Source organism: Pseudomonas sp. R1-15, from assembly GCF_051132085.1.
GTDB lineage: Bacteria > Pseudomonadota > Gammaproteobacteria > Pseudomonadales > Pseudomonadaceae > Aquipseudomonas.
The window spans coordinates 3,971,428-3,996,122 of sequence record NZ_CP071660.1 but is presented as its reverse complement, the minus strand read 5'-3'; the positions used below and the strand labels follow the sequence as shown (position 1 = coordinate 3,996,122).

Below are 24,695 nucleotides of genomic sequence, written 5' to 3'. Positions count from 1 at the left end.
GAGAGATCGCCATGTACCGCTTCTTCGAACAACTGAGCTCACGCATCGCTGCGCCGTTCCTGGGCGACCGATCACGCAACAGCAAGATCTGGCCGTGTCGCTGCGGCCAGTCATTATTCTTTCGCAACAGCCAATGCCTGGCCTGCCTGGCGGCGCTGGGCTATCAGCCGGAGCAGAGCCGCCTGTCGTCCCTGCAACCCGGCACGCAACCGGATACCTGGACCCTGGATGTCGATCCGCAGGCGGGACTGTTTCGTCGCTGCGCCAATCTCGATACCCCGGCGTCGTGTAACTGGCTGCTGCCTGCCAACGCGCAAGACACGCTGTGCATCGCTTGCAGCCTGAACCGCACGATTCCCGACCTGTCGGTCCCGGAAAATCCCGAGCGCTGGCGCAAGGTCGAAACCGCCAAGCGTCGACTGGTAGCGCAACTGATCACCCTCGGTTTGCCGGTCCTTCCGAAGACCGTCGACGAGAATATTGGCCTGGCCTTCGATTTCATCGGCGTCGACCTCGACGGCAAGCCGCCTATGACCGGGCACGCCAGTGGGCTCATCACCCTCGATATCAAAGAGGCCGACGATGCTCACCGCGAACACGTGCGTCAGCAGATGCGCGAGCCATATCGCACCTTGCTCGGGCACTTTCGCCATGAGGTGGGTCATTACTACTGGGATCGCCTTATTGCCGACAGCCATTGGCTGGAACCTTTCCGCGAGCTGTTCGGCGACGAGCGCGCCAGTTATTCCGAAGCCCTGGAGCGGCACTACCAGCAAGGCGCGCCGGTGGATTGGCAGTCCCGTTACGTCAGCGCCTACGCCACCATGCATCCGTGGGAGGACTGGGCCGAAACCTGGGCTCATTACCTGCACATGATGGACGCGGTGGATACGGCGCTGGGCTTTGGCATGAGCGCGCGGGAAATGGATTTCGACTACCAGCCATTTCCCCCCGAAACCCTGTTCGACCCCGAGCACACCGGCGGCGCGGCGTTCCTGTCATTCGTCAACGCCTGGATCGAACTGGCCGGCATGCTCAACGAACTCTCGCGCAGCATGGGCCAGCCGGATTTCTACCCGTTCGTCGTGCCGGCGGCGGTGATCACCAAGCTGCATTTCATCCATCTGGTGATCCAGGAGGAGGGTGGCCGGGCGGATGAGGTGCTGTTGTAGTCTGTGGAAGGAGGCTGCCCCTATCTCGAATGTACCGACGCCTTCGCGAGCAGGCTCGCTCCCACCTTGGATACCTTATCTGTTCTGTGGGAGCGAGCCTGCTCGCGAAAGCGTCCGGCCCGCCTGCATCCGGGTTGATGTGTGCAGATCAGCCGAAGCAAGTGCTTGAGCTTAATCAGTTTTTAATCCCGCACGAACGGTTGTAACTTCTTGTCAGATAGGTACAATGGCGCGGCTCGCCGTCAGGCGGGCGTCGTTATGGTGACCCCATCGGTCCCCCCGCAACGATTACCCGTGAACCTGGTCAGATCCGGAAGGAAGCAGCCACAGCGGGAACATTGTGTGCCGGGGTGTGGCTGGTGGGGTTGCCTCCATAACGCCTCAGGCCTTCGTTCGCAAGGTTTGCCGAATACTACCTAGCCTTTTCTGTTGATCCATATAGATCGTCGCGGTCGGCTGTCCCACGCTTTGGTCTGCTCGACGATCGAATGAAAAAAGGAGCCAATCCGTCGAAAAACGACAGGTTGGGCTCCTTTTTCATATCCACCTCAAGACTTGCCCAGCGCCTGCTCAACCGCGGCAATCAGCTTCCCGAGATCCTTCGAAGTGGCTTTGTGAATGACATTGAACAGGTATGCCCGCTGTTCATCTTCCTCGCCCATGTCGGCAAAAAAAGCCTTGGGCTGTACGTCCAGCGCGTTGGCCAGCAGGAACAAGGCTTCGACGCTGGGCGTGTAGGTGCCGGTCTCGAAGCGGCTGATGGTTTTGGGGTCAAAACCGGTCTTTTCGCCAAGTTCAGCCTGAGTGAGCCCCGCTACTTTGCGGTAGCGTCTGATGGCCGAGCCCAGACTTGAAATTTGCATCGCTTAATTCCCATTCAGAATCAAGAACTTAACGATAGATTTTCGCATTAGGCAACCGCGCGTTCCATCACCTTGCTTTGCAAAATGTGATGCGTTTCGTAGAATCAGCCTTTGGCATGGGGATTTGGTGACCTGCTTCAGAAGCCGGGTGTGCGAAAAGACCGGGGCTCGCGCTTCTTTGCAGCGACACAAGGCGGGGCCTGGAGCATGCAGGTCGCACCGCCAGCGTCCGTGCTCCAGCTTTCTCAAGGTATTTGAGCCTAGTTGATTTTCGCCCGTCCGGGGGGCGGTGCAACCGCGCGCGACAAACGAGCCTGACTCATGGATGACTGCTTCGATGGATAAGAAGTACCGCAGGGCTGTTGACGCCGCCGCGATCTTTTCCGAAACCGATTTGAGCGGGCGCATCACCTACGTCAACGATCAATTCTGCGCCCTGTTTGGCTACCGGCGCGATGAGCTGCTGGGATCCAACCACCGGTTGCTCAACTCGGGGCAGCACCCCAGCGATTTTTTCACTGCGATGTGGCGCACCATCGCCCTGGGTAATGTCTGGAAAGGTGAAATCTGCAATCGGGCCAAGGACGGCACGCTGCATTGGGTTGATACCACCCTGGTACCGGTAGCCGACGAAACGAGCGGGCACATCGAGCGCTACCTGGCGATTCGCTTCGATGTCAGCGAAAAGCGCCGGTTGTTGCACTCGTTGCAATGGCGTGTCGGGCACGACGTGCTGACCGGGTTGCCCAATCGCACCTACCTGTCCGAGCTGCTGGACCAGGCCCTGGACTTTTCGCGGGGGGAAAGTCTGCCCCTGGCGGTGTGCATGCTCGATCTGGATGGCTTCAAGGCCGTCAACGACGGTTATGGCCATGCCAGCGGTGACCGATTGCTGGTGGAAGTGGCCCGGCGGCTGCGCAGCATTGTGCGCGGCGAGGATGTGGTGGCGCGACTGGCTGGCGACGAGTTCGTACTGGTGCTGCGTCATGTGCTTGGAATGGACGAGCTGCATGCCGCATTGAACCGGGTACTGATTGCGGTTTCCATGCCCTATGCGATCGACGGCAAGAGTATCAACGTCTTCGCCAGCATTGGTGTCACGTTGTCGCCATGGGATAACGAAGACGCCGATACGTTGCTGCGCCACGCCGATCAAGCGATGTATGTCGCCAAGCAGAGCGGCCGCAATCGTTTCCATCTGTTTGACGTATCCCGGGACAAGGAAGTGCGGGCCACTTACCAGATTGTCGATCGGGTGCGGCAGGCACTCGCCGGCGATGAGTTGCGGCTGCATTTCCAGCCCAAGGTCAATATGCGCAACGGCGCGGTAGTCGGTCTCGAAGCCTTGTTGCGCTGGAAGCATCCGCAACGAGGCCTGGTGCCGCCGCGCGAATTCCTGCCACTGGTAGAAGAGACCGACCTGATTGTCGAGATCGGCGAATGGGTCATGGGCCAGGTCCTGACGCTGCTTCAGCAATGGCAGCAGGCGGGGCAGGGCTGGCCGGTGAGCATCAATATTTCGGCGCGGCATTTCCAGCGGGCGGACTTCGTCGAGCGGCTGCAACGCATGCTGGAACAGCATCCGACGGTGCCGCCGCGGATGCTCGATCTGCAGATCGTCGAGTCGGTAGCCGTGGAAAATCTGGCCCATGTCAGTGCCTGCCTCCAAGCGTGCCAAGCCTTGGGCGTAGGGTTTTCACTGGGCGGTTTCGGTACGGGTTATTGCTCGCTCAATGACCTCAAGCACTTGCGCACGCAAACCATCAAGATCGACAAGACGTTCGTGCGCGACATCCTCGACGACCGGGACGACCTGGCATTGACCGAGGCAGTGATCGGCCTGGCCCGGGCGTTCGGCCGGCAAGTGGTCGCGGAAGGCCTGGACAGTCTCGAACATGGGCAATTGTTGCTACGCCTGGGCTGCGAAGTGGCCCAAGGTTACTTCATCGCCCGGCCCATGCCGGCCGACGAGATACCGGGCTGGGTAAGGGACTTCATCTCGCCACCACAGTGGCAGGCCCACCCGGGCAGTCAAGGGGAGGCGGCCTGCGACCCTTCGTTGCGGCCGGTATAAAGCTGGATGATCGCGTCGATTTCCCCGGACATCTTCATCTTCAGCAAGGTGCGCAGAATGCGTTGCGCCGGGATGTCCGGGTCATTGCGCACATAACAGCTCAGTTGCTGTTCCTGGAGGATGGCAACCTCATGCAGTTGCCGGTCGGCGCCATGCCGTTGATTGAACCAGTCCAGTGCCCATTGATTGCTGACCGCATAGCGGTAGCGGCCGGCCAGCAGTTTCGCCAGCACTTGCTCCTGGCTGCGCGCGTCGTCACGACGCAGATGGCCGCTGTCGAACAAGGGTTGCAGCGTCGGGTAGCGATAGCTGAGCACTGTGCCGATGGACTGCTGGGCGAGTGTTGCGGGGGTCACTCGGGCGGGGGCGCTGGCCGAGCCAACGAGCACATCGCGCTGAAAGAACAGCGGGACGCTCCAAAGGTAATCGCCCCCTTTATCCTTCACCCAGTCGGGCGAGACGTAACATCGCATGTCTATTTCGCCGTGTTCCATGGCGCTGTCCAATCGCGCGCGGGCAAGGACATGAAACTGTGCCGGTATGCCGACCTGAGTTGCCAGGCTGGTCATGACGTCCGGAAGAATGCCCTGGGTCGGACGGCCCCGTTCGATCTGTACCATGGGCATGGCCCAGCCATCGGTAATGGCGAAGCGCAAGGGCACTTCGGCGGCGAAACATCCTGTACCCAGCAACAGCAAAGCCCCCATGGCTGAGCGCATAAACTCTCCTGACTGTGCAAAACCGCGTCGACAACCGAGCCCCAACTCAAGCTTAGTCAGATTAGACGAGCACACCGGATGCAATTTCGGCCCTGCTCCGCTAGCATTAGCCGCTTATGTTCCTTCGTTGCGACGGTTTTCGATGAGTTATCAGGTTCTTGCACGTAAATGGCGTCCGCGCTCGTTCCGCGAAATGGTCGGCCAGACCCATGTGCTCAAGGCTCTGATCAACGCCTTGGACAGCCAGCGGCTGCACCATGCCTACCTGTTTACCGGCACCCGTGGCGTGGGCAAGACGACCATTGCGCGGATCATTGCCAAGTGCCTGAACTGTGAAACCGGTATCACCTCGACGCCCTGCGGCGAATGTTCGGTCTGCCGGGAAATCGACGAAGGTCGTTTCGTCGACCTGATCGAGATCGACGCCGCCAGCCGCACCAAGGTCGAAGACACCCGCGAGCTCCTCGACAACGTGCAATACGCCCCGAGCCGTGGGCGCTTCAAGGTCTACCTGATCGACGAAGTGCACATGCTTTCCAGCCATTCCTTCAATGCGCTGCTCAAGACCCTCGAAGAGCCGCCGCCCTACGTCAAGTTCATCCTGGCCACCACCGACCCGCAGAAACTTCCAGCAACGATTCTGTCGCGCTGCCTGCAGTTTTCTCTGAAGAACATGACGCCGGAACGGGTGGTCGAGCACCTGACGCACGTCCTGGGCGCCGAGAACGTACCCTTCGAGGACGACGCGCTCTGGCTGCTGGGCCGCGCTGCCGATGGTTCGATGCGCGACGCCATGAGCCTGACCGACCAGGCGATCGCCTTTGGTGAGGGCAAGGTCATGGCTGCCGATGTGCGCGCCATGCTCGGTACCCTCGATCACGGCCAGGTCTACGACGTCTTGCACGCGCTGATAGAAGGTGACGCAAAGGCGCTGCTTGAAGCGGTGCGTCACCTGGCCGAGCAGGGGCCGGACTGGAATGGCGTGCTTTCGGAAATTCTCAACGTACTGCACCGTGTCGCCATCGCCCAGGCCTTGCCCGAGGGTGTCGATAACGGTCACGGGGACCGCGATCGCGTACTGGCATTGGCCCAGGCGCTGCCGGCCGAAGACGTGCAGTTCTATTACCAGATGGGCCTGATCGGTCGACGCGACCTGCCTTTGGCCCCGGATCCGCGTGGCGGCTTCGAAATGGTCCTGCTGCGCATGCTCGCGTTCCGGCCGGCCGATACGCCGGACGCGCCGAGACAAGCGCTAAAGCCAGTGGGAATCAGCCAGGCCACAGCTGATTCCGCCAAGCCAGTGGCTGCCACGCCCGTTGTTGCGTCGGCAGCGGCTTCTGCCCCGGCAGCGGTGGCGGCCGTGGCCGAGCCGACAGCTGTCGTCGCTACACCCGAGCCTGTCGTCGAGTCGCAGCCTGAGCCGGCTGTCGAGGCGCCATCCGAGCCGGTCGCCGAAGCCATTGTCGACCTGCCCTGGAATGACCCGGTCGAGCCAGAAATCGTCCAGCAACCTGCCGTGGAACCGGTGCTGGAAACCGTCGCCGAGCAGCCTGAGCTGCCGCCGATGCCTATGCCCACGCCTGACAGCGTGGTGCCCGATGCACCCGAGTGGGTGGCCGCGCCGATGCCTGAGCCGACGGTGGCTGACGTTACTGTCGCCACGCCGGGCATCGACCTGGACGATGAGCCACCGTTGGATGAGGACTACATCGAGCCGGACATGGACTCGGCCTACAGCTACCTGGACGACCTGGCCAGCGAGCACGCCGCCGAGCCCGCGCCGGAGCCCGAACCGGAACCGGCGGCAATGCCGGCCACCGGGCTGGCGCTGCAATGGCTGGAGTTGTTCCCGAAGCTGCAGATCAGTGGCATGACCGGCAGCATCGCCGCCAACTGCACCTTGATTTCGGTGGACGGTGACCATTGGCTGCTGCACCTGGATCCGGCCCACAGCGCGCTGTTCAACGCGACCCAGCAACGTCGCCTGAACGATGCACTGAACCAATATCACCAGCGCACCCTGACGTTGACCATCGAGCTGATCAAGCCCGAGCAGGAAACCCCGGCCCAGGCCGCATCCCGCCGGCGTGCCGACCGCCAGCGCGAAGCCGAGGAGTCGATCCACAACGATCCGTTCATCCAGCAGATGATGCAACAGTTCGGCGCCGTGGTCCGTCACGATACTATCGAACCTGTCGAGGCCCCGGTTACCCAGGGCTCATAATTGAAAGCGCCGGCCTGAACGCCGGGCGCTGTGTTTATCCACGTACTTTCGAGGTGATTCCCATGATGAAAGGTGGCATGGCCGGCCTGATGAAGCAGGCGCAGCAGATGCAGGAAAAAATGGCCAAGATGCAGGAAGAGCTGGCCAACGCCGAAGTCACCGGCAAGTCCGGCGGCGACATGGTGACCGTGGTCATGACCGGTCGCCACGACATCAAGCGCGTCAGCATCGACCCGAGCGTGGTCGAGGGCTTGAGCGAAGACGACAAGGAAATGCTCGAGGCCCTGTTTGCCGCCGCCGTCAATGACGCGGTGCGCAAGATCGAAGCCAACAGCCAGGACAAGATGTCCGGCATGACCGCCGGCATGCAACTGCCGCCGGGCATGAAGCTGCCGTTCTGATTCGCCATCCCGCTCGGGATGGGCTACATACAATGCCAGGCATCGCGCCTGGCATTTTTTTTGTTTATGGGCCGGGTGCTTTGAGTGAATACCAGGCCGCCTTCGCGAGCAGGCTCGCTCCCACATGGATAGGTGGTTGCGATCAAAATGTGGGAGCGAGCCTGCTCGCGAAGGCCACACTGCGGACCAACTGAACAAACATCGAACGCCGCCCCCTCGGCAATGGTCTGCTCCCTATACGTGTCCACTCACCGAACAAGGAGACCGCCTCCATGTCACTGATTTCCAACCAGCGCATCGTCCTGGCCTCGCGCCCCCAAGGTGCGCCAACCCCGGAAAACTTTCGTCTTGAAGACGTGACGCTGCCGGACCTGGCAGACGGGCAGATCCTGCTAAAGACGCTGTACCTTTCGCTCGATCCCTACATGCGTGGCCGTATGAGTGACGCGCCTTCCTACGCCGCGCCGGTGCAAATCGACGAAGTGATGACCGGTGGCGCCGTCAGTCGTGTGGAGCGATCGATGCACCCGAAATTCCAGGAAGGTGATCTAGTGGTCGGCGCTACGGGCTGGCAGAGCCACTGCATCAGCGATGGCCGCAACGTTATCCCTATCCCGTCCGGACTCCCCAGCCCCTCGATGGCGCTCGGAGTACTGGGCATGCCGGGCATGACCGCCTACATGGGACTGATGGACATCGGCCAACCCAAGGCAGGCGAGACCCTGGTGGTCGCGGCGGCATCGGGCGCCGTGGGCTCGGTGGTCGGCCAGGTGGCGAAGATCAAGGGGCTGCGAGTGGTGGGCGTGGCCGGTGGCAGTGAAAAATGCAAATACGTGGTCGACGAGTTGGGATTTGACGCCTGCATCGATCACAAGGGTGCGAATTTCGCCGACGAACTGGCCCGGGCCTGCGACCAGGGCATCGACATCTATTACGAAAACGTCGGTGGCAAGGTCTTCGACGCGGTGGTGCCGCTGCTCAATGCCAAGGCACGCATCCCTCTTTGCGGCTTGATCGCGGCCTACAACGATCATCAGCCGCCAAGCGGTCCGGATCGCTTGCCGCAACTGCAACGCACGTTGCTGACCAAACGCGTGCGGATCCAGGGCTTCATCGTGTTCGACGACTACGGCGACCGCCAGCCGGAGTTTATCAGCGCGATGGCGCCGTGGGTGCGCGATGGCAAGGTCAAGTTCCGCGAAGATGTGGTGGATGGCCTGGAGAACGCGCCTCAGGCTTTCATCGGGCTGCTGGAAGGGCGCAACTTCGGCAAATTGGTGATACGCGTGTCGAAGGATTGAGTATTTGACGCTAAACGGAGGCGCGGGTATAAACCGCGTCTCGTTGTTATGTCGGACGTTTCCTCCATGAGCTTCAGCCCTTTGATCCGCCAACTGATCGATGCCCTGCGAACCTTGCCGGGTGTGGGTCAGAAAACCGCCCAGCGCATGGCGTTGCAATTGCTTGAGCGTGATCGCAGCGGCGGGTCGCGCCTGGCCCAGGCCTTGAGCCAGGCCATGGAAGGGGTAGGGCATTGCCGCTTATGCCGCACCCTCACCGAAGACGACCTCTGCCCGCAGTGTGCCGACCCGCGCCGGGACGACAGCCTGCTCTGCGTGGTGGAGGGGCCGATGGATGTCTACGCGGTGGAGCAGACCGGTTTCCGTGGCCGCTACTTTGTACTCAAGGGTCACTTGTCGCCGCTTGACGGCCTGGGACCGGAGGCCATCGGCATCCCACAACTGATGGCGCGCATCGAAGAGGCGGGCACGTTCACCGAAGTCATCCTCGCGACGAACCCGACGGTGGAAGGCGAAGCTACCGCCCATTACATCGCTCAGTTGCTGGGCAACAAGGGCCTGGTTGCCTCCCGCATCGCCCATGGCGTCCCATTGGGTGGCGAGCTGGAGCTGGTGGATGGCGGGACGCTGGCGCATTCGTTTGCCGGGCGCAAGCCGATCGCTCTGTAACCACCCTACAAAAGTCCTCCCTGTAGACTGTGGGAGCGAGCCTGCTCGCGAAAGCGGTGGATCAGTCAAAAAATCATGTACTGACACAGCGCCTTCGCGAGCAGGCTCGCTCCCACAAGGGATAGATGTTTTGTTGGCGGGGATTATTTTTCGCTAAGCGAAAACCGGGTCAGGCAGAACGTCGGTATTCCCATGTCCTCCAGCCGCCGGGAACCGAGCAATTCCGGCAAGTCGATGATCGCGGCGGCTTCATGGACCTTGGCGCCCATGCGGCGGATCAGGTTGGCGGCGGCGATCAGCGTGCCGCCGGTGGCGATCAGGTCATCGAACATCACCACCGAATCGCCCTCGCACAGGCTATCGGCGTGGACCTCCAGGAAAGCCTCGCCGTACTCGGTCTGGTAACCCTCGGCCAACACGTCGGCCGGCAATTTACCTTGCTTGCGGAACAGCACCAGCGGTTTGTTCAACTGATAGGCCAGGATCGAGCCGATCAGGAAGCCGCGCGCGTCCATCGCCCCGATGTGCGTGAAGCTGGCCTCGACGTAGCGATGGGCGAAGCTGTCCATGACCAGCCGCAGCGCGGTAGGGGACTGGAACAGTGGGGTGATGTCGCGAAAGATCACGCCTGGCTTGGGGAAGTCGATTACCGGGCGGATCAGGGATTTGATGTCGAAGGAGTCGAAGACCATCGTCGAGGTGTCCTGGCTGGCTGCAAACGCGGCAGTATAGCGCGGCGGCGGCAAAAGCCTCAGCCGCGCAGGCGCATCAGCCTTCGACCGAGCCGCCGGCCAGGGCGCAGAGCTGGATGGGGTCAAGGATATGGATTTCCTTGCCCTCGGCGGCGATCAGTTTGCTCTGTTGGAAACGGGTAAACACCCGGGACACGGTTTCCACCGCCAGGCCCAGGTAGTTGCCGATCTCGTTGCGCGACATGCTCAGGCGAAACTGATTGGCCGAAAAGCCACGGGCGCGGAAACGCGCCGAGAGGTTGACCAGGAAGGTCGCGATGCGCTCGTCGGCGGTTTTCTTCGAGAGCAGCAGCATCATCTGTTGGTCGTCGCGGATCTCCCGGCTCATCACGCGCATCAGTTGACGACGCAGTTGCGGCAGTTGCAAGGCCAGTTCGTCCAGGTGATCAAACGGAATTTCGCACACCGAGGTCGTTTCAAGCGCCTGGGCCGAGACCGGATGGGTCTCGGTGTCCATGCCCGACAGGCCGACCAGCTCGCTGGGCAAGTGGAAACCGGTGAGTTGCTCTTCGCCACCGTCGCTCAGGTTGAAGGTCTTCAAGGCGCCCGAGCGCACGGCGTAGACCGAATCGAAGGCATCGCCCTGGCGGAACAGGAACTCGCCTTTTTTCAACGGGCGGCCTCGTTTGACGATGTCGTCCAGCGCGTCCATGTCCTCCAGATTCAACGAAAGTGGCAGGCACAGAGGGGCCAGGCTGCAGTCCTTGCAATGGGCCTGGTTATGAGCGCGCGATTTGACTGGCTCGGACATTTCTTAAATCCTTGTGGGAAAACACACATAAGCCGTAAGGGTAACTCAGCACGCAAACACCGGCCAGTGTGGTATTGCCGTCAAATTGTCGCGCTCAGATGACGCGGGAGAAACGCTGCCGATTCTGCTGCTGCAGATACGCGTCGAATACCATGCAAACCGAACGCACCAACAGACGTCCGGCAGGGAGTACCTTGATGTGCGTAGCCGTCAGTTCAACCAGCCCGTCGTCGTCCATCGCCTGTAGTTGCGGCCATATAGAGCCGAAATACCCACGGAAATCGATATTGAAGGTGTGCTCGATCTCGGCGAATGCCAGGCTGAAATGGCAGATCAGTTGTTGGATCACCGCGCGTCGCAGCCTGTCGTCGGCATTGCACACAATGCCCCGGCTGGTTGCCAATTGCCCGTCGGCGAGGGCGTTCTGGTATTGGTTCAGGTCACTGCTGTTCTGGCAGTACAAGTCGCCGATCTGGCTGATGGCCGAGACCCCGAGGCCGATCAGGTCGCAATGGCCGTGGGTGGTGTAGCCCTGGAAGTTGCGCTGCAAGGTCGCTTCCTCCTGGGCGATCGCCAGTTCGTCATCGGGCAGGGCGAAGTGGTCCATGCCGATGTAGCGATAACCGGCGGCGGTCAGCTGTTCAATAGTGCCTTGTAACATGGCCAGTTTCTGCACAGGATTCGGCAGGTCCTGGCTGTTGATGCGCCGCTGCGGCATGAAGCGCTCCGGCAGGTGGGCGTAGTTGAACACCGAGAGACGGTCCGGTTGCAGGCTGATCACTTCCTCGACGGTGCGGGCGAAGTTTTCCGGGGTCTGCTTGGGCAAGCCATAGATCAGGTCGATGTTGATCGAGCGAAACTGCAGGGTCCGGGCGGCTTCGATCACCGCAAGGGTTTCGTCCAGGCTTTGCAGGCGGTTGACGGCACGCTGCACGGTAGGGTCAAGGTCCTGCAGGCCGATGCTGACCCGGTTGAAACCCAATTCCCGCAGCAGACCCATGGTCGACCAATCCGCCTCCCGCGGATCGATCTCGATGCCGTAGTCACCGCAGTCATCGTCCATCAGGTTGAAACTCTCGCGCAGCCTGGCCATCAACTGGCGCAGCTCGTCGTGACTGAGGAAGGTTGGCGTGCCACCGCCCAGGTGCAACTGTTCCACGCGCTGGGCCGGGTCCAGGTGGCAGCCGATCAGCTGGATTTCCTGCTCCAGGCGTTGCAGGTAGGCATGGGCGCGGCCGCGGTCCTTGGTGATGACCTTGTTGCAGGCGCAGTAGTAGCAAATGTTCGCGCAGAACGGCACGTGCACATAAAGCGACAAAGGCCTGCGGGCCTTGCGGCTGTCGCGCAGGGCATGGAGCAGGTCGAACGTGCCCACCTGGCCGGCGAACTGGGCCGCGGTCGGGTACGAGGTATAGCGCGGTCCCGCCAGGTCGTAGCGGCGGATCAGGTCTGAGTCCCAACGAATGGCGTCGAGCATGCGGGCGTTCCCCGGTTAGGCTGGCATGCTTGAAGTCTATGAGGCGAAGGGAAGGGGCGTGTTGATTTGCGTCAACGGGGCATGGGGTAGTCAGTGATCATGCCAGCCCAGGCAACTCAAAACCCGTGGCGAGGGAGCTTGCTCCCGCTCGGCTGCGCAGCAGACGCAATGTCAACTTATGAGCCCTGCCTGGGATCGTTGGGGCCTGCTTCGCAGGCCAGCGGGAGCAAGCTCCCTCGCCACAGGGTTGCCGGGCATTCCTCATTGTCTGTGAGCTTGTTCAATGCCCCATGAGCCAATGCTGATGCGGCCCCGGCAGTGTCCAGATGCCGAAGACAATCACCAGCAATCCGCCGGCCATGCGCACGCTGCGTTTGCGCAGCAGCGCCGTGACGCGCTCTGCCGCGAGGCCGGTGGCGAGCAGGACCGGCCAGGTGCCCAGGCCGAAGGCGAGCATCAGCAGTGCACTGTCCAGGGCGTTACCCTGGCTGGCGGACCACAGCAGGGTGCTGTAGACCAATCCGCAGGGCAGCCAGCCCCACAGCGCGCCGAGCAGCAGGGCCCGGGGCAGGCTCGACACCGGCAGCAGGCGGTTGGCGATGGGTTGGATACGCCGCCACAAACCACGGCCCAGGCTTTCGATACGGGTCAGGCCGCTCCACCAGCCTGCCAGGTAGAGTCCCATGACGATCATCAGTAAACCGGCCAGCACGCGCAGGATCATCGCCGCCGGGCTGTTCGCCACGGCCCAGCCGGCCAGGCCGATCAGCAGGCCGGCCGCGGCGTAGCTGACGATGCGTCCCAGGTTGTACGCGAGCAATAGTCGCAAGCGGCGGCTGCGTTGCTCCTTGGGAATCGCCAGGGTCAGGGCGCCCATCAGGCCACCGCACATGCCCAGGCAATGGCCGCCGCCGAGCAGGCCGAGGATGACGGCGGAAACCAGCATTGGCGCCAGGTCAAGCATGGGGCGGCGCCTTGTCGTCCGGTTTGTGGTCCGCGCTGCTGGCTTCCTCGACGGCCGCCTTGTGGTTCGGGTCCTGGTCGTCGAACAGGATGCTATGGGCCGGACCGTCGAGGTCATCGTATTGGCCGCTGTCCACGGCCCAGAAGAAAATGTAGACGGCGACGGCCACGATCAACAGTGCGGCCGGGATCATCACGTAGAGAGCTGGCATCTCGGAACTCCATGCCCGCGCGGCTCAGGCCGGCAGCGGACGGGTATCGGGCGTGGTTTCGCCAACCTGCGCTTGCGGTTGGCGGGTCAGCCGCAAGGCATTCAGCACCACGGTCAACGAACTGATGGACATGCCGACCGCGGCCCACACCGGCGTGATCCAGCCGAGGGCGGCGAACGGCAACATGAGGCCATTGTACAGCCCTGCCCAGAGCAGGTTCTCTATGATCACGCGGCGGGTACGCCGGGCCAGGCTGAATGCATGAATCAGGGCATCCAGGCGGTTGGACAGCAGCACTGCGTCGGCGCTGGTCTTGGCAAGGTCGGTGGCCGAACCCATGGCGACACTGATGTCCGCCGCCGCCAGCACCGGCACGTCATTCACGCCATCACCGAGCATCAGCACCTTGCGACCCTGCTGGTGCAACTGCTGGAGCACGGCCAGCTTGTCGTCCGGACGCAAGCCGCCGCGGGCCTCGTCGATGCCCAGCTCGGCGGCGACACTGGCCACCATCGGCGAGCTGTCGCCGGAGAGCAATAGCGTACGCCAGCCCCGCGCCTTGCAGGCGGCAAGCAGCGCCGGCGCATCAGCGCGCAGGCGGTCATCGAGGACGAACCAGGCCAGTGGCCCGATGTCGTCGCCCAGCAACAGCCATTGTCCGGGTTCGTCCGGCATCGGCGGTACGGCCGAGCCGCTCAGTTCGCAGACAAAACCGGGCTGGCCGATGCGCAGGCGTTGTTCGGCGACCAGGCCTTCGAGTCCCAGCCCTGGGCTGCTTTGTACCTGTTCGGCGGCCAACGGTGCGCGACCAAAAGCTCGGGCGATGGGGTGTTCCGAACGGTTTTCCAGGGCCGCGGCCAAGCCCAGGCACTGATCACCGTCGAGGGCGGCCAATGGCCGGATGGCGCGTAACGCCAGGCGACCTTCCGTGAGGGTGCCGGTCTTGTCGAAAATCACCGTGTCGATCTGGTTAAGGCCTTCCAGCACATGACCACGCGTCAGCAGCAGGCCGAGTTTATGCAGGGTTCCGGTGGCAGCTGTCAGGGCGGTTGGTGTCGCCAGGGACAGCGCGCAAGGACAGGTCGCGACCAGCATCGCCAGGACGATCCAGAACGCACGCGAAGCATCCAGCTGCCACCACAACAGGCCGATGGCCGCCGCTGCGACCAAGGAGAACAGCAGGAACCATTGGGCGGCGCGGTCGGCGATTTCCGCCAATCGTGGCTTTTCGGCCTGGGCCCGTTCGAGCAGGCGCACGATGGCCGATAACCGCGTGTCCTGTCCCAACGCCCGTACCTCGACCGTCAGGGCGCCTTCGACGTTGAGTGTGCCTGCCGTTACCGCGTCGCCTGCCTGGCGCGGTTGCGGCAGGTATTCGCCGGTCAGCAGCGATTCGTCGACGCTGGACTGGCCGTCGAGAATCGTTCCATCGGCGGGCAGGATCGCTCCGGGTTGGACCAGCACCCGGTCACCGGTGCGCAGTTCGCTGAGCAGGATGCGTTCGCTCTGGCCGCGCTCGTCCAGGCGCAGGCACGACGCTGGCAGCAGGTTGACCAGTTGGGCGGTGGCTGCAGCGGTGCGCTCCCGGGCCCGGCGTTCCAGGTAGCGGCCGGCGAGCAGGAACAGGGCGAACATGCCGACCGCATCGAAGTACAGCTCGCCCACTCCGGTGATGGAGGTCCAGATCCCGGCGATATAGGCGCTGCCGATGGCCAAGGACACCGAAACGTCCATAGTCAGGTGGCGGGTGCGCAAATCTCGCAGCGCACCTTTGAAGAAGGGCGCGCAACTGTAGAACACGATAGGCGTGGTGAGAAACAGTGCGACCCAGCGCAGGATGGTGTGCATCTCCGGGCTCAGGTCGATGTTGAATTCGGGCCAGGTGGCCATGGTCGCCATCATCGCCTGGAACCACAGCAGCCCGGCCACGCCCAACTGACGCAGGGCCAGGCGGTTTTGCGCGGCGAGCTGCTCGCTGGCCTGATCGGCCTGATACGGGTGCGCGGCATAACCGATCTGGCGCAGTTCGGCGAGCAGCGTGCTCAGCGGCAGTTGCGCGTCGGCCCAGCGTACGTGCAGGCGGTGGTTCGACAGGTTCAATCGCGCCTCGGCCACGGCCGGCAGGCTGCGCAGTTGCTTTTCGATCAGCCAGCCGCAGGCGGCGCAACTGATGCCTTCCATCAGCAGAGTGGTTTCGGCCAGCTCACCTTCATGGCGGACGAACGATTGCTGCACATCGGGGCGATCGTACAACGCCAGCTCGTCGGTCAATTGAACGGGCAAGGTTTGCGGGTTGGCCGACGCTTCGCTGCGGTGCTGGTAATAGTGCTCAAGACCGCCGGCAACGATCGCTTCGGCCACCGCTTGGCAACCGGGGCAACACAGCTCGCGGGTCTCACCGAGGACAACGGCGGTGAAGCGACTGCCGGGAGGTACGGGCAGGGCGCAGTGGTAGCAGGGCTGTGGAGTGGTCATGTTGTCGCGTGAAAACCTTTTGTGGCGAGGGAGCTTGCTCCCGCTCGGCTGCGAAGCAGTCGCAGTCTGAGTACAACAATACGCCTGAGGAATGCTGGATCAAAAACAGGGGCCGCTTTGGGGCCCAGCGGGAGCAAGCTCCCTCGCCACACAACAGCGGTTTACTTTTTCAGGTCTTCAGCGCCTTGCAGCGGCTCGTCGCCAAGCTGGATGTCCTGGCCGTGGCTGATCTGTTCTTCTTCGAACAAGCGCCAGGTCCGATCGTGTTCCACACCCAGCAATTCGACAAAACGCCGACCTTCGATCTTGTCCGCCAGTTGGCCGACGTAGCGTCCTGGTTCGCTGTCGTTGCGGGTCAACACGATTTTGCGGTCTTTCTCCGGCTGCGTTGGGGAGATCAGGCTCAGCTCCACGGTCTGGGGCCGGCTGTTGCCGTTCAGGCGCAGGCTCACTTCGCCGGTGAGGTCGTCCAGTTGCACGTTGGCATGTAGTTGCAGGGTCTGGGCCAGCAATTCGCGTTCCAGCGAGCGATTGATGCCCTTGCCGGCTTCGTAATAGTTGTCATTGACCAGGTTGTCCGGGTTCTTCACCGCGATGGTCACCATGGTCAGGCTCAGGGTCACCGAGCAAGCGAGGATCCCGATGATGATCCACGGCCAGAGGTGCTTGTACCAAGGGCTGGTGGCGGTTGCTGCAGGCATGTGCATTTCTCTCAACGAGTCTGTGGGCCGATGAACCGGCTCTTGGCTTCAACATGGACGCTGTCGTCATCGGCATCCTTGAGGATGAAGGTCACCTCATTGGTGCTGGACGGCAATTGTTCGGGTGCGCTGGACAGCTCTACCGGCTGGCTGTAGATATCACCGGCCGCGACCTTGATCTCCCGTTTACCCTGTAGCTTCAGATCCGGCAAACCGGTGGCTTCCAGCACGTAGGTATGGTCACGCTGGTCCTTGTTCATGATCTTCAGGCTGTAGACGTTCTCGATCCGGCCTTCGGCGTTCTCGCGGTACAGCACCCGGTCCTTGCTGACATCGAAGCCCACCAGCGAGCGCATGAAGAACGCGGTCACCAACAGGCTGATCATGGCCAGCAGCACCAGGGCATAACCGATCAGGCGCGGGCGCAGTTTATGGGTTTTCTGCCCCGAGAGGTTGTGTTCCGTGGTGTAGCTGATCAGGCCGCGGGGATAGTCCATCTTGTCCATGATGTTGTCGCAGGCATCGATGCAGGCTGCGCAGCCGATGCATTCGATCTGCAGGCCGTCGCGGATGTCGATCCCGGTAGGGCAGACCTGGACGCACATGGTGCAATCAATGCAGTCCCCCAGGCCCAGGGCCTTGTAGTCGATGCCTTTCTTGCGCGGGCCCCGGGCTTCGCCGCGACGCGGGTCGTAGGAGACGATCAGGGTGTCCTTGTCGAACATCACGCTCTGGAAGCGGGCGTACGGGCACATGTAGATGCACACTTGCTCACGCAGCCAGCCGGCGTTGCCATAGGTAGCGAGGGTGAAGAAACCGACCCAGAAATATGACCAGCCATCGGCCTGGCCGGTGAAGAACTCGAAGACCAGCTCACGGATCGGGGTGAAGTAGCCAACGAAGGTCATGCCCGTGACAAAACCGATCAGCAGCCACAGGCTGTGCTTGGCGAACTTGCGCAGGAATTTGTTGGCGCTCATGGGCGTTTTGTCGAGCTTGATGCGCTGGTTGCGGTCGCCTTCGGTGACCTTTTCGCACCACATGAAAATCCACGTCCATACGCTTTGTGGGCAGGTATAGCCGCACCAGACCCGACCGGCATAGACGGTAATGAAAAACAGGCCGAAGGCTGCGATGATCAGCAGCCCCGAGAGCAGGATGAAGTCCTGGGGCCAGAAGGTCGCGCCGAAAATAAAGAATTTGCGTTCCGGCAGGTTCCACCAGACGGCCTGATGACCGCCCCAGTTCAGCCAGACGGTACCGAAATACAGCAGGAACAGAACCGCCCCGCCGACCATGCGCAGGTTGCGAAACAGGCCAGTGAAGGCGCGGGTGTAGATTTTTTCCCGAGAGGCATAGAGGTCGACGCTTTTGTTGGCGTCCTTGGCAGGCGGGGTAACGTCATGTACCGGAATCTGGTTGCTCATCAATTGCATCCCACGGCAGTGGAAAAATGCCGAGGCCAGTACGTGCCGACCGCGGTCAGAAAGGGTGTTGCAATGGCGCAATGATACGCCTGTCGCTCTGGCTCAAGGCTGCGACCTTTGGTCGCGTTGGGCGTCGGCGCCGAATGGTGTAGCGGATGTAACAACTCATGACCCAGATCAATTGACTATAGCCATGTCATGGTTTCCGGCGCACGCATCTGTTACCTGGCTAGCTAACCCATGGGTTGATCAGCGCCACGCCGCTGCTTCTGAAATCCGCCACGTTGCGGGTCACCACGGTCAGCCCATGGACCAGCGCCGTGGCGGCGATCAGCGCATCGCACTTATTGCTGCGGTCCGGGACATGCAGGCGGGCGCAACGCAGGGCCACGGCGCGGTCGACCGCGAGGATCCTGCCGGCAAACGCGGGCATGACGTGGTTATCCAGCCATGCACGCAAACGGCTACCTTGCGCCGGGTCCTTGCGCTCAAAGCGCAAGATCCCGGTTTCCAGTTCCAATACGGTGATGGCCGAAACATACAGGCTGGGAGCGGGGACACTGCGCGCCCAGGCTTGTACGTTTTTATCGGCCTGAGGCTTGCGCAGCTCCGAGATGACGTTGGTATCGAGTAGGAACATTCAGGACAGGTCCACCGAGCGGGGCGTGATGACGGCGCGCTCGGGATCGAAGTCGATATCCGGCGCATCGGGCATGACCAGCAACTCGACGATGCTGGTGCCAGCGCCGGTCAGTTTCTGGTACTCCTCAATGCTTAGCAGCACATGGGCCGGCTTGCCACGGTCGGTGATGATGACCGGGCCTTCTCGGGTAGCTTTTTTGGCACCGCTTGTGTCGTGGTTGAACTCGCGGCTGGAAATGGTGGTGATGGACACGGCGGCGTCCCCCATTGAGTGTGAATGTAGGCACGTTACTACCGGCGCCGGATGCAAGCAAGGGTGAACAGGTGCAGCATGTTTCCCTGTGGACAAAAAAGGCCCCGCCAATGTGATTGGCGGGGCCTTCGTGTATCAGTTGCTTGCCTTACTGAGCGTCAGCAGCCGGAGCCTTTTCGCCGTGGGACAGGCTGTAGACATAGGCAGCCAACAGGTGGACCTTGTCGTTGCCCTGCAGATCGGCCTGGGCCGGCATCTGGCCTTGGCGACCGTAGCGGATGGTCTGCTGCAACTGAGCGAAGCTCGAACCGTAGATGAAACCGGCCGGGTGCGTCAGGTCGGGTGCGCCCATGGCGGGCGTGCCTTTGCCGGCGGGGCCGTGGCAGGCCACGCAGTTGGCGGCGAACAGCTTCTGGCCGTTGGCCGGATCGGCCTTGGCGCCTTCCGGCAGTTTGCGGCTGTGCAGGCCGGTTACCAGATAGGCAGCCACGTCGGCGACGCCTTGTTCGCCAACCACGGCAGCCCAGCCCGGCATGACGGCATGACGACCGCCCATGATGGTGGTCTTGATGGTCTCTGGCTCGCCACCCCAGCGCCAGTCGGCGTCGGTCAGGTTAGGGAAGCCGTAGGCGCCCTTGGCGTCGGAGCCGTGGCAGACCGAGCAGTTGGAGGCAAACAGGCGGCCACCCATCTTCAGGGCCTGCGGGTCCTTGGCGACTTCTTCAATCGGCATGGAGGCAAACTTGGCGAAGATCGGACCGAACCTGGCATCCGAGCGGGCCATTTCCTTTTCCCACTCGTGCACACCGGTCCAGCCGGTCTGGCCGTTGGCAAAGGGGGTCTGCTTTTCGGTGTCCAGGTAGTTATAGCCTGGCAGCAGGCCTTTCCAGTTGCCCAGGCCAGGGTAGAGCGCCAGGTAACCAAGGGCGAACACGATGGTGCCGATGAACAGCATGAACCACCATTTCGGCAGCGGATTGTCGTACTCCTCGATCCCGTCGAAGGAGTGGCCAACCGTTTCCTCGGTGGCTTCGCTGCGCTGGCCCTTGCGGGTCGACAGCAGCAGCCAGGTCAGGGCGAAGATCGTTCCCAGGCTGAGGACTGTGACGTACAGACTCCAGAACGTAGTCATTCTTTGTTACTCCTAGAAGCTTGCTCGACGTGCTTGATGGCTTCGGGATCATCCGCGAACGGCAGCAAGGTCGCGTCTTCGAACTCCGACTTGCGCTTGGGGCTGAACACCCACAGGGCCAGGCCGATAAAGGCCACCATCACAACGACGGTGCCCAGGCCACGAATCATCCCGATATCCATCCAGATCACCGTTTGCTTTTGATGATGGTGCCCAGGCCTTGCAGATAGGCCACCAGCGCGTCCATTTCAGTCTTGCCTTTCACGGCATCCCTTGCTCCGGCGATGTCTTCGTCGGTGTAGGGCACGCCGAGGGCACGCAGGACTTCCATTTTCTTGGCGGTGTCTTTGCCGTCGAGCTTGTTTTCTACGAGGAACGGGTAGGCCGGCATCTTCGATTCAGGCACTACGTTGCGCGGGTTGTACAAGTGCGCACGCTGCCAGTCATCGGAGTAGCGACCACCGACGCGGGCCAGGTCCGGACCGGTGCGCTTGGAGCCCCACAGGAACGGGTGGTCCCAGACGCTTTCACCAGCAACGGAATAGTGACCGTAGCGTTCGGTTTCAGCACGGAACGGACGGATCATCTGCGAGTGGCAGCCGACACAACCGTTGGCGATGTAGACGTCGCGGCCTTCCAGTTCAAGGGCGGTGCGCGGCTTCATGCCTTCGACCGGCTTGTTGGTGACATCCTGGAAAAACAGCGGAACGATCTGGGTCAGGCCGCCAATGCTGACGGCGATGACCATGAAGAAGGCCAGCAGGCCGATATTCTTCTCTACTGCTTCGTGCTTCATCAGTGAGCTCCAACTACGGCGATCTTGGCGGCGGCTTCTGCTTCAACCGGGTCAGAGGCACGAACGGTGCGGTACACGTTGTAGGCCATCAGCAGCATGCCGCTGGCGAAGAACGCGCCGCCCAGGGCACGGACGATGAAACCGGGGTGGCTGGCTTGCAGTGCTTCGACGAACGAATAGGTCAGGGTGCCGTCGTCGTTGATCGCGCGCCACATCAGGCCCTGGGTGATGCCGTTGACCCACATCGAGGCGATGTAGAGCACGGTACCGATGGTGGCGAGCCAGAAGTGCGCGTTGATCAGGCCGGTGCTGTGCATCTGCGCACGACCGAACAGTTTCGGGATCATGTGGTAGATGGCGCCGATGGAGATCATCGCGACCCAGCCGAGCGCACCGGCGTGTACGTGGCCGATGGTCCAGTCGGTGTAGTGGCTCAGGGAGTTGACGGTCTTGATCGCCATCATCGGACCTTCGAAGGTCGACATGCCGTAGAACGCCAGGGATACCACCAGGAAGCGCAGGATCGGGTCGGTGCGCAGCTTATGCCAGGCGCCCGAAAGGGTCATCATGCCGTTGATCATGCCGCCCCAGCTTGGCGCCAGCAGGATGATCGACATTGCCATGCCCAGGGATTGCGCCCAGTCCGGCAGCGCGGTGTAGTGCAGGTGGTGCGGACCGGCCCAGATGTACAGGGTGATCAGCGCCCAGAAGTGCACGATGGACAGGCGGTAGGAATAGATCGGACGCTCGGCCTGTTTCGGCACGAAGTAGTACATCATCCCCAGGAAGCCGGTGGTCAGGAAGAAGCCCACGGCGTTGTGGCCGTACCACCACTGGATCATCGCGTCGGTCGCGCCCGAGTAGGCCGAGTAGGACTTGAAGAAGCTGACCGGCAGCGACGCGTGGTTGACGATGTGCAGCATGGCGGTCACGACGATGAATGCACCGTAGAACCAGTTGCCGACGTAGATGTGCTTGGTCTTGCGCTTGACGATGGTGCCGAAGAACACCAGACCGTAGGTCACCCAGACAATGGCGAGCAGAATAGCCAGGGGCCATTCCAGTTCCGCGTATTCCTTGGTGGTGGTGAAACCCATTGGCAAGGTCACGATCGCGCCGACGATCACCGCTTGCCAACCCCAGAAGGTGAAGGCGGCGAGGCTGTCGGAAATCAGTCGCGTCTGGCAGGTTCGCTGCACGACGTAGTAGGAGGTGGCAAACAACGCACAACCACCGAAGGCGAAGATCACCAGGTTGGTGTGCAGCGGGCGCAGGCGTCCAAATGTCGTCCATGGCAGATCGAAGTTCAACTCCGGCCAGACCAGTTGCGAGGCGATGAAGACACCGAGCCCCATGCCAAGGATCCCCCAGACCACCGTCATGATGGCGAACTGGCGGACTACCTTATAGTTATAAGCAGTCGGACTGATTGCTGTGCTCATTCTAAGGTTCCACGGTTTGGGTATTTTATTAGGATAAAAATCGGCCGCAAGTATGGAGAAAGCGGGGGGTCATTGCAACGCGCCCTGACCTGCGTCAATGCTTTCCAACGCTGATTCTGCGGCCTTTCCATGCGCCGCGTAGGGACAAAAATCGCCCCCGACAAATTGTCGCGTCAAATGTACGAGGCGAGGGGCGCGGGTCGGTTGTAACGGGGTGTGTTCAAACGCTGCGTTCGGGGGGTGCCCAGGTGTGCTCGCAACCGTCGGTATCTACCTGACTTCGCGGGGTTTTTGTCGAACGAGCGGCAAACACATCGGGTCGGCTCGACCAGGTCCCGGCAGTCGCCCACATGCTTTGGGGCAAGCTTAGACGCGATTGCAGCGAACCGAAAGGAAGACCTTGGAAGGGTGCGACAATGCGTCGCGCAATGACATGGATCAGCCGCATCCGGATGAATGCGGCTGATCAAGTGGACAGGATTTATTCGTCTTCGCGTTCAGCTTGCAGGCGCTCGGTACCGGCGCCGTGGGAAAGGCTGTAGACGTAGGCGGCGAGCAGTTGCACCTTGTCGTTGCCGAGCAGTTCATTCTGCGCCGGCATATGGCCCTGACGGCCATGGCGGATGGTCTGCTGCAACTGGGCCAGGCTGGTGCCGTAGATGAAGCCGGCCGGTTGCGTCAGGTTCGGCGCGCCCATGGCTTCGGTGCCCTGGCCGTTGGCGCCGTGGCAAGCCACGCAAGTGGTGTTGAAGGCTTGCTGGCCGGCTTGCAGGTCGGCACCGCTGTCGGCCGGTAGAGGCAGGCCAGCCAGGTCGTGGCGCACATAGGCGGCGACGTTCCTGACCCCGGCGTCCCCGAGTACTTCCCCCCAGGCCGGCATCGCCGCCATGCGACCGCCCATGATGGTTGCCTTGATGGTCTCGGCATTACCGCCCCAGCGCCAGTTGCTGTCGGCCAGGTTCGGAAAGCCGAAGGCGCCCTTGGCATCCGAGCCATGGCAGACCGAGCAGTTGGAGGCGAACAGGCGGCCCCCCATCTTCAACGCTTGCGGGTCCTTGGCGACATCCTCCACCGGCATTGCGGCGAATTTGGCGAAGATCGGCCCGAACCTGGCGTCGGCCCTGGCCATTTCCCTTTCCCATTCGTGGGCGCCGGTCCAGCCATTCTCGTAGCCGGGCAGGATACCTTTCCAGTTGCCCAGGCCGGGATACAGGATCAGGTAGCCGACGGAGAACACCAGGGTGCCGGCAAACAGCAGGAACCACCATTGTGGCAAGGGGTTGTCGTACTCCTCGATGCCGTCGAAGCTGTGCCCCATGGTCTGGTCGACGCTGCCCTTGGTCTCGCCCTTGCGGGTGCCGATCAGCAACCAGGTCAGGCCGATGAGGCTGCCGAGGGTCAGTACGCAGATCCACGTACTCCAGAAAGTGCTCATGACCGGGTACTCCTTGGTGCGGGGTCTTGGGGGGTAGCGTCAGCGGGCGGCTCGTCGGCGAACGGCAGCAGGCGCGCCTGGGCGAATTCCGGGCCGCGCTTGCTGCTGAATACCCACAGGGTCAGGCCGATGAAGGCCACGAACACCACGACCGTGCCCAGGCCGCGAATCATTCCAGTGCTCATTTCAAAGAACATCGCGCTTACCTCTTGCTCTTGATGGCAGTGCCGAGCACTTGCAGGTAGGCCACCAGTGCGTCCATCTCGGTCTTGCCCTTGAGCGAGGCTGTCGCCCCCGCGATATCGTCATCGCTGTACGGCACGCCGAGGGTGCGCATGGCGCGCAGCTTGTCTTCGGTGTGGCTGCTGTCGACCGCCTGGGTCACCAACCATGGATAGGCCGGCATTTTCGACTCGGGGACGACGTTGCGCGGGTTGTACAGGTGGGCGCGATGCCAGTCATCGGAGTAACGCGCGCCGACCCGGGCCAGGTCCGGCCCGGTGCGCTTGGAGCCCCACAGGAACGGGTGGTCCCAGACGCTTTCGCCGGCGACGGAGTAGTGCCCGTAGCGTTCGGTTTCGGCGCGGAATGGACGGATCATCTGCGAGTGGCAGCCGACGCAGCCTTCGCGGATATAGATATCGCGGCCTTCGAGCTGCAGGGCGGTGTAGGGCTTCATGCCGTCCACCGGTTTGTTGGTCACGTCCTGGAAGAACAGCGGCACGATCTGGGTCAGGCCGCCGACACTCACGGCCAGGACCATCAGCAGCATCAGCAGGCCGACGTTTTTTTCGATTGTTTCGTGTTTCATGGC

General features: G+C 62.0%; 25 protein-coding genes and 1 other RNA gene. 7 read left to right on the top strand and 19 right to left on the bottom strand.

The annotated features are described in order from the left end of the window. Positions 1 to 11: 11 nt before the first annotated feature. Both J3P97_RS18075 and ffs read left to right on the top strand, forming a co-directional pair. Positions 12 to 1,172: a zinc-binding metallopeptidase family protein gene (locus tag J3P97_RS18075; protein ID WP_434672442.1), complete on the top strand. Its 1,161-nt coding sequence runs from the start codon at positions 12 to 14 to the stop codon at positions 1,170 to 1,172. Between the two features lie 268 nt (positions 1,173 to 1,440). Further along, an RNA gene (gene ffs / locus J3P97_RS18070) (signal recognition particle sRNA small type) lies at positions 1,441 to 1,537 on the top strand. Between the two features lie 183 nt (positions 1,538 to 1,720). Here the strand turns inward: ffs and J3P97_RS18065 are convergent. Beyond that, on the bottom strand, positions 1,721 to 2,035 hold the full coding sequence (locus tag J3P97_RS18065; RefSeq protein WP_434601337.1) for a helix-turn-helix domain-containing protein: 315 nt from the start codon (positions 2,033 to 2,035) through the stop codon (positions 1,721 to 1,723). Positions 2,036 to 2,372: 337 nt separating this feature from the next. On the opposite strand from J3P97_RS18065, the gene J3P97_RS18060 reads away from it, so the two are divergent. Beyond that, entirely contained in the window at positions 2,373 to 4,109 is a 1,737-nt protein-coding gene (locus J3P97_RS18060; protein WP_434672441.1) for a putative bifunctional diguanylate cyclase/phosphodiesterase, read from the top strand. Here J3P97_RS18060 and J3P97_RS18055 read toward each other — a convergent pair. Then, complete coding sequence (locus J3P97_RS18055) at positions 4,067 to 4,828, bottom strand: substrate-binding periplasmic protein (RefSeq protein ID WP_434672440.1); 762 nt, start codon at positions 4,826 to 4,828, stop codon at positions 4,067 to 4,069. The two genes, J3P97_RS18060 and J3P97_RS18055, sit on opposite strands and share 43 nt — an antisense overlap. A 142-nt stretch (positions 4,829 to 4,970) precedes the next feature. Between J3P97_RS18055 and dnaX the strand changes: the two genes are divergently transcribed. From dnaX to recR, 4 genes are all read left to right on the top strand, one after another. Then, a complete protein-coding gene (gene dnaX / locus J3P97_RS18050; protein WP_434672439.1) occupies positions 4,971 to 7,052 on the top strand; it encodes a DNA polymerase III subunit gamma/tau in 2,082 nt (693 codons plus the stop codon). Positions 7,053 to 7,114: 62 nt separating this feature from the next. Next, a complete protein-coding gene (locus J3P97_RS18045) occupies positions 7,115 to 7,453 on the top strand; it encodes a YbaB/EbfC family nucleoid-associated protein (protein ID WP_003183512.1) in 339 nt (112 codons plus the stop codon). 272 nt (positions 7,454 to 7,725) lie between these two features. Further along, entirely contained in the window at positions 7,726 to 8,754 is a 1,029-nt protein-coding gene (locus tag J3P97_RS18040; RefSeq protein ID WP_434572976.1) for an NADP-dependent oxidoreductase, read from the top strand. 66 nt (positions 8,755 to 8,820) lie between these two features. After that, a complete protein-coding gene (gene recR, locus J3P97_RS18035; protein WP_305499942.1) occupies positions 8,821 to 9,423 on the top strand; it encodes a recombination mediator RecR in 603 nt (200 codons plus the stop codon). 143 nt (positions 9,424 to 9,566) lie between these two features. On the opposite strand, the gene J3P97_RS18030 is transcribed toward recR, so the two are convergent. The 17 genes from J3P97_RS18030 to ccoO (J3P97_RS17950) all read right to left on the bottom strand — a co-directional run bounded on the left by J3P97_RS18030 (position 9,567) and on the right by ccoO (J3P97_RS17950) (position 24,692). After that, on the bottom strand, positions 9,567 to 10,115 hold the full coding sequence (locus J3P97_RS18030; protein WP_434572978.1) for an adenine phosphoribosyltransferase: 549 nt from the start codon (positions 10,113 to 10,115) through the stop codon (positions 9,567 to 9,569). Positions 10,116 to 10,191: 76 nt separating this feature from the next. Continuing rightward, positions 10,192 to 10,926, bottom strand: a complete 735-nt coding sequence (gene fnr / locus J3P97_RS18025) for a fumarate/nitrate reduction transcriptional regulator Fnr (RefSeq protein WP_305499946.1) — start codon at positions 10,924 to 10,926, stop codon at positions 10,192 to 10,194. A gap of 94 nt (positions 10,927 to 11,020) precedes the next feature. Further along, positions 11,021 to 12,403, bottom strand: coding sequence for an oxygen-independent coproporphyrinogen III oxidase (gene hemN, locus J3P97_RS18020; RefSeq protein ID WP_434672438.1), 1,383 nt, complete (start codon positions 12,401 to 12,403; stop codon positions 11,021 to 11,023). 280 nt (positions 12,404 to 12,683) lie between these two features. Further along, positions 12,684 to 13,367: a sulfite exporter TauE/SafE family protein gene (locus J3P97_RS18015; protein WP_434572982.1), complete on the bottom strand. Its 684-nt coding sequence runs from the start codon at positions 13,365 to 13,367 to the stop codon at positions 12,684 to 12,686. Continuing rightward, complete coding sequence (gene ccoS, locus J3P97_RS18010; protein WP_434572984.1) at positions 13,360 to 13,578, bottom strand: cbb3-type cytochrome oxidase assembly protein CcoS; 219 nt, start codon at positions 13,576 to 13,578, stop codon at positions 13,360 to 13,362. Before ccoS ends, J3P97_RS18015 begins: the two co-directional genes overlap by 8 nt. Positions 13,579 to 13,602: 24 nt before the next feature. Beyond that, complete coding sequence (locus J3P97_RS18005; protein ID WP_434672437.1) at positions 13,603 to 16,053, bottom strand: heavy metal translocating P-type ATPase; 2,451 nt, start codon at positions 16,051 to 16,053, stop codon at positions 13,603 to 13,605. Between the two features lie 161 nt (positions 16,054 to 16,214). Beyond that, the gene (locus tag J3P97_RS18000) at positions 16,215 to 16,754 is read right to left on the bottom strand and encodes a FixH family protein (RefSeq protein ID WP_434672436.1); all 540 of its coding nucleotides are present in this window, start codon (positions 16,752 to 16,754) and stop codon (positions 16,215 to 16,217) included. An 11-nt stretch (positions 16,755 to 16,765) separates the two neighbouring features. Continuing rightward, complete coding sequence (gene ccoG / locus J3P97_RS17995; RefSeq protein ID WP_434601329.1) at positions 16,766 to 18,181, bottom strand: cytochrome c oxidase accessory protein CcoG; 1,416 nt, start codon at positions 18,179 to 18,181, stop codon at positions 16,766 to 16,768. Positions 18,182 to 18,410: 229 nt separating this feature from the next. Continuing rightward, positions 18,411 to 18,821, bottom strand: coding sequence for a type II toxin-antitoxin system VapC family toxin (locus tag J3P97_RS17990; protein WP_434672435.1), 411 nt, complete (start codon positions 18,819 to 18,821; stop codon positions 18,411 to 18,413). Beyond that, positions 18,822 to 19,091: a type II toxin-antitoxin system Phd/YefM family antitoxin gene (locus J3P97_RS17985; RefSeq protein ID WP_434672434.1), complete on the bottom strand. Its 270-nt coding sequence runs from the start codon at positions 19,089 to 19,091 to the stop codon at positions 18,822 to 18,824. A 133-nt stretch (positions 19,092 to 19,224) separates the two neighbouring features. Further along, positions 19,225 to 20,208 (bottom strand): cytochrome-c oxidase, cbb3-type subunit III, encoded by a 984-nt coding sequence (ccoP, locus tag J3P97_RS17980; protein WP_434601327.1) that lies wholly within the window; start codon positions 20,206 to 20,208, stop codon positions 19,225 to 19,227. Continuing rightward, complete coding sequence (locus J3P97_RS17975) at positions 20,205 to 20,390, bottom strand: CcoQ/FixQ family Cbb3-type cytochrome c oxidase assembly chaperone (RefSeq protein ID WP_003175465.1); 186 nt, start codon at positions 20,388 to 20,390, stop codon at positions 20,205 to 20,207. Before J3P97_RS17975 ends, ccoP (J3P97_RS17980) begins: the two co-directional genes overlap by 4 nt. Before the next feature lie 5 nt (positions 20,391 to 20,395). Then, positions 20,396 to 21,004: a cytochrome-c oxidase, cbb3-type subunit II gene (ccoO, locus tag J3P97_RS17970; RefSeq protein ID WP_305499959.1), complete on the bottom strand. Its 609-nt coding sequence runs from the start codon at positions 21,002 to 21,004 to the stop codon at positions 20,396 to 20,398. Beyond that, positions 21,004 to 22,446 carry a cytochrome-c oxidase, cbb3-type subunit I gene (ccoN, locus tag J3P97_RS17965; RefSeq protein WP_186636610.1) on the bottom strand — a complete coding sequence of 481 codons (1,443 nt, stop codon included), beginning with the start codon at positions 22,444 to 22,446 and terminating at the stop codon, positions 21,004 to 21,006. The genes ccoO (J3P97_RS17970) and ccoN overlap by 1 nt, the downstream gene beginning before the upstream one ends. 481 nt (positions 22,447 to 22,927) lie before the next feature. Then, entirely contained in the window at positions 22,928 to 23,881 is a 954-nt protein-coding gene (ccoP, locus tag J3P97_RS17960) for a cytochrome-c oxidase, cbb3-type subunit III (protein ID WP_434672433.1), read from the bottom strand. Next, positions 23,878 to 24,078, bottom strand: coding sequence for a cbb3-type cytochrome oxidase subunit 3 (locus J3P97_RS17955; protein ID WP_434672432.1), 201 nt, complete (start codon positions 24,076 to 24,078; stop codon positions 23,878 to 23,880). Before J3P97_RS17955 ends, ccoP (J3P97_RS17960) begins: the two co-directional genes overlap by 4 nt. A gap of 5 nt (positions 24,079 to 24,083) precedes the next feature. Next, positions 24,084 to 24,692, bottom strand: a complete 609-nt coding sequence (ccoO, locus tag J3P97_RS17950; protein ID WP_434656714.1) for a cytochrome-c oxidase, cbb3-type subunit II — start codon at positions 24,690 to 24,692, stop codon at positions 24,084 to 24,086. Between the last annotated feature and the right edge of the window lie 3 nt (positions 24,693 to 24,695).

Excerpts from the sequence above, each read along its gene's own strand:
- J3P97_RS18075 (WP_434672442.1), top strand. The coding sequence starts at position 12 with ATGTACCGCTTCTTCGAACAACTGAGCTCACGCATCGCTGCGCCGTTC.
- J3P97_RS18065 (WP_434601337.1), bottom strand. The coding sequence starts at position 2,035 with ATGCAAATTTCAAGTCTGGGCTCGGCCATCAGACGCTACCGCAAAGTA.
- J3P97_RS18060 (WP_434672441.1), top strand. The coding sequence starts at position 2,373 with ATGGATAAGAAGTACCGCAGGGCTGTTGACGCCGCCGCGATCTTTTCC.
- J3P97_RS18055 (WP_434672440.1), bottom strand. The coding sequence starts at position 4,828 with ATGCGCTCAGCCATGGGGGCTTTGCTGTTGCTGGGTACAGGATGTTTC.
- dnaX (WP_434672439.1), top strand. The coding sequence starts at position 4,971 with ATGAGTTATCAGGTTCTTGCACGTAAATGGCGTCCGCGCTCGTTCCGC.
- J3P97_RS18045 (WP_003183512.1), top strand. The coding sequence starts at position 7,115 with ATGATGAAAGGTGGCATGGCCGGCCTGATGAAGCAGGCGCAGCAGATG.
- J3P97_RS18040 (WP_434572976.1), top strand. The coding sequence starts at position 7,726 with ATGTCACTGATTTCCAACCAGCGCATCGTCCTGGCCTCGCGCCCCCAA.
- recR (WP_305499942.1), top strand. The coding sequence starts at position 8,821 with ATGAGCTTCAGCCCTTTGATCCGCCAACTGATCGATGCCCTGCGAACC.
- J3P97_RS18030 (WP_434572978.1), bottom strand. The coding sequence starts at position 10,115 with ATGGTCTTCGACTCCTTCGACATCAAATCCCTGATCCGCCCGGTAATC.
- fnr (WP_305499946.1), bottom strand. The coding sequence starts at position 10,926 with ATGTCCGAGCCAGTCAAATCGCGCGCTCATAACCAGGCCCATTGCAAG.
- hemN (WP_434672438.1), bottom strand. The coding sequence starts at position 12,403 with ATGCTCGACGCCATTCGTTGGGACTCAGACCTGATCCGCCGCTACGAC.
- J3P97_RS18015 (WP_434572982.1), bottom strand. The coding sequence starts at position 13,367 with ATGCTTGACCTGGCGCCAATGCTGGTTTCCGCCGTCATCCTCGGCCTG.
- ccoS (WP_434572984.1), bottom strand. The coding sequence starts at position 13,578 with ATGCCAGCTCTCTACGTGATGATCCCGGCCGCACTGTTGATCGTGGCC.
- J3P97_RS18005 (WP_434672437.1), bottom strand. The coding sequence starts at position 16,053 with ATGACCACTCCACAGCCCTGCTACCACTGCGCCCTGCCCGTACCTCCC.
- J3P97_RS18000 (WP_434672436.1), bottom strand. The coding sequence starts at position 16,754 with ATGCCTGCAGCAACCGCCACCAGCCCTTGGTACAAGCACCTCTGGCCG.
- ccoG (WP_434601329.1), bottom strand. The coding sequence starts at position 18,181 with ATGAGCAACCAGATTCCGGTACATGACGTTACCCCGCCTGCCAAGGAC.
- J3P97_RS17990 (WP_434672435.1), bottom strand. The coding sequence starts at position 18,821 with ATGTTCCTACTCGATACCAACGTCATCTCGGAGCTGCGCAAGCCTCAG.
- J3P97_RS17985 (WP_434672434.1), bottom strand. The coding sequence starts at position 19,091 with ATGGGGGACGCCGCCGTGTCCATCACCACCATTTCCAGCCGCGAGTTC.
- ccoP (WP_434601327.1), bottom strand. The coding sequence starts at position 20,208 with ATGACTACGTTCTGGAGTCTGTACGTCACAGTCCTCAGCCTGGGAACG.
- J3P97_RS17975 (WP_003175465.1), bottom strand. The coding sequence starts at position 20,390 with ATGGATATCGGGATGATTCGTGGCCTGGGCACCGTCGTTGTGATGGTG.
- ccoO (WP_305499959.1), bottom strand. The coding sequence starts at position 21,004 with ATGAAGCACGAAGCAGTAGAGAAGAATATCGGCCTGCTGGCCTTCTTC.
- ccoN (WP_186636610.1), bottom strand. The coding sequence starts at position 22,446 with ATGAGCACAGCAATCAGTCCGACTGCTTATAACTATAAGGTAGTCCGC.
- ccoP (WP_434672433.1), bottom strand. The coding sequence starts at position 23,881 with ATGAGCACTTTCTGGAGTACGTGGATCTGCGTACTGACCCTCGGCAGC.
- J3P97_RS17955 (WP_434672432.1), bottom strand. The coding sequence starts at position 24,078 with ATGTTCTTTGAAATGAGCACTGGAATGATTCGCGGCCTGGGCACGGTC.
- ccoO (WP_434656714.1), bottom strand. The coding sequence starts at position 24,692 with ATGAAACACGAAACAATCGAAAAAAACGTCGGCCTGCTGATGCTGCTG.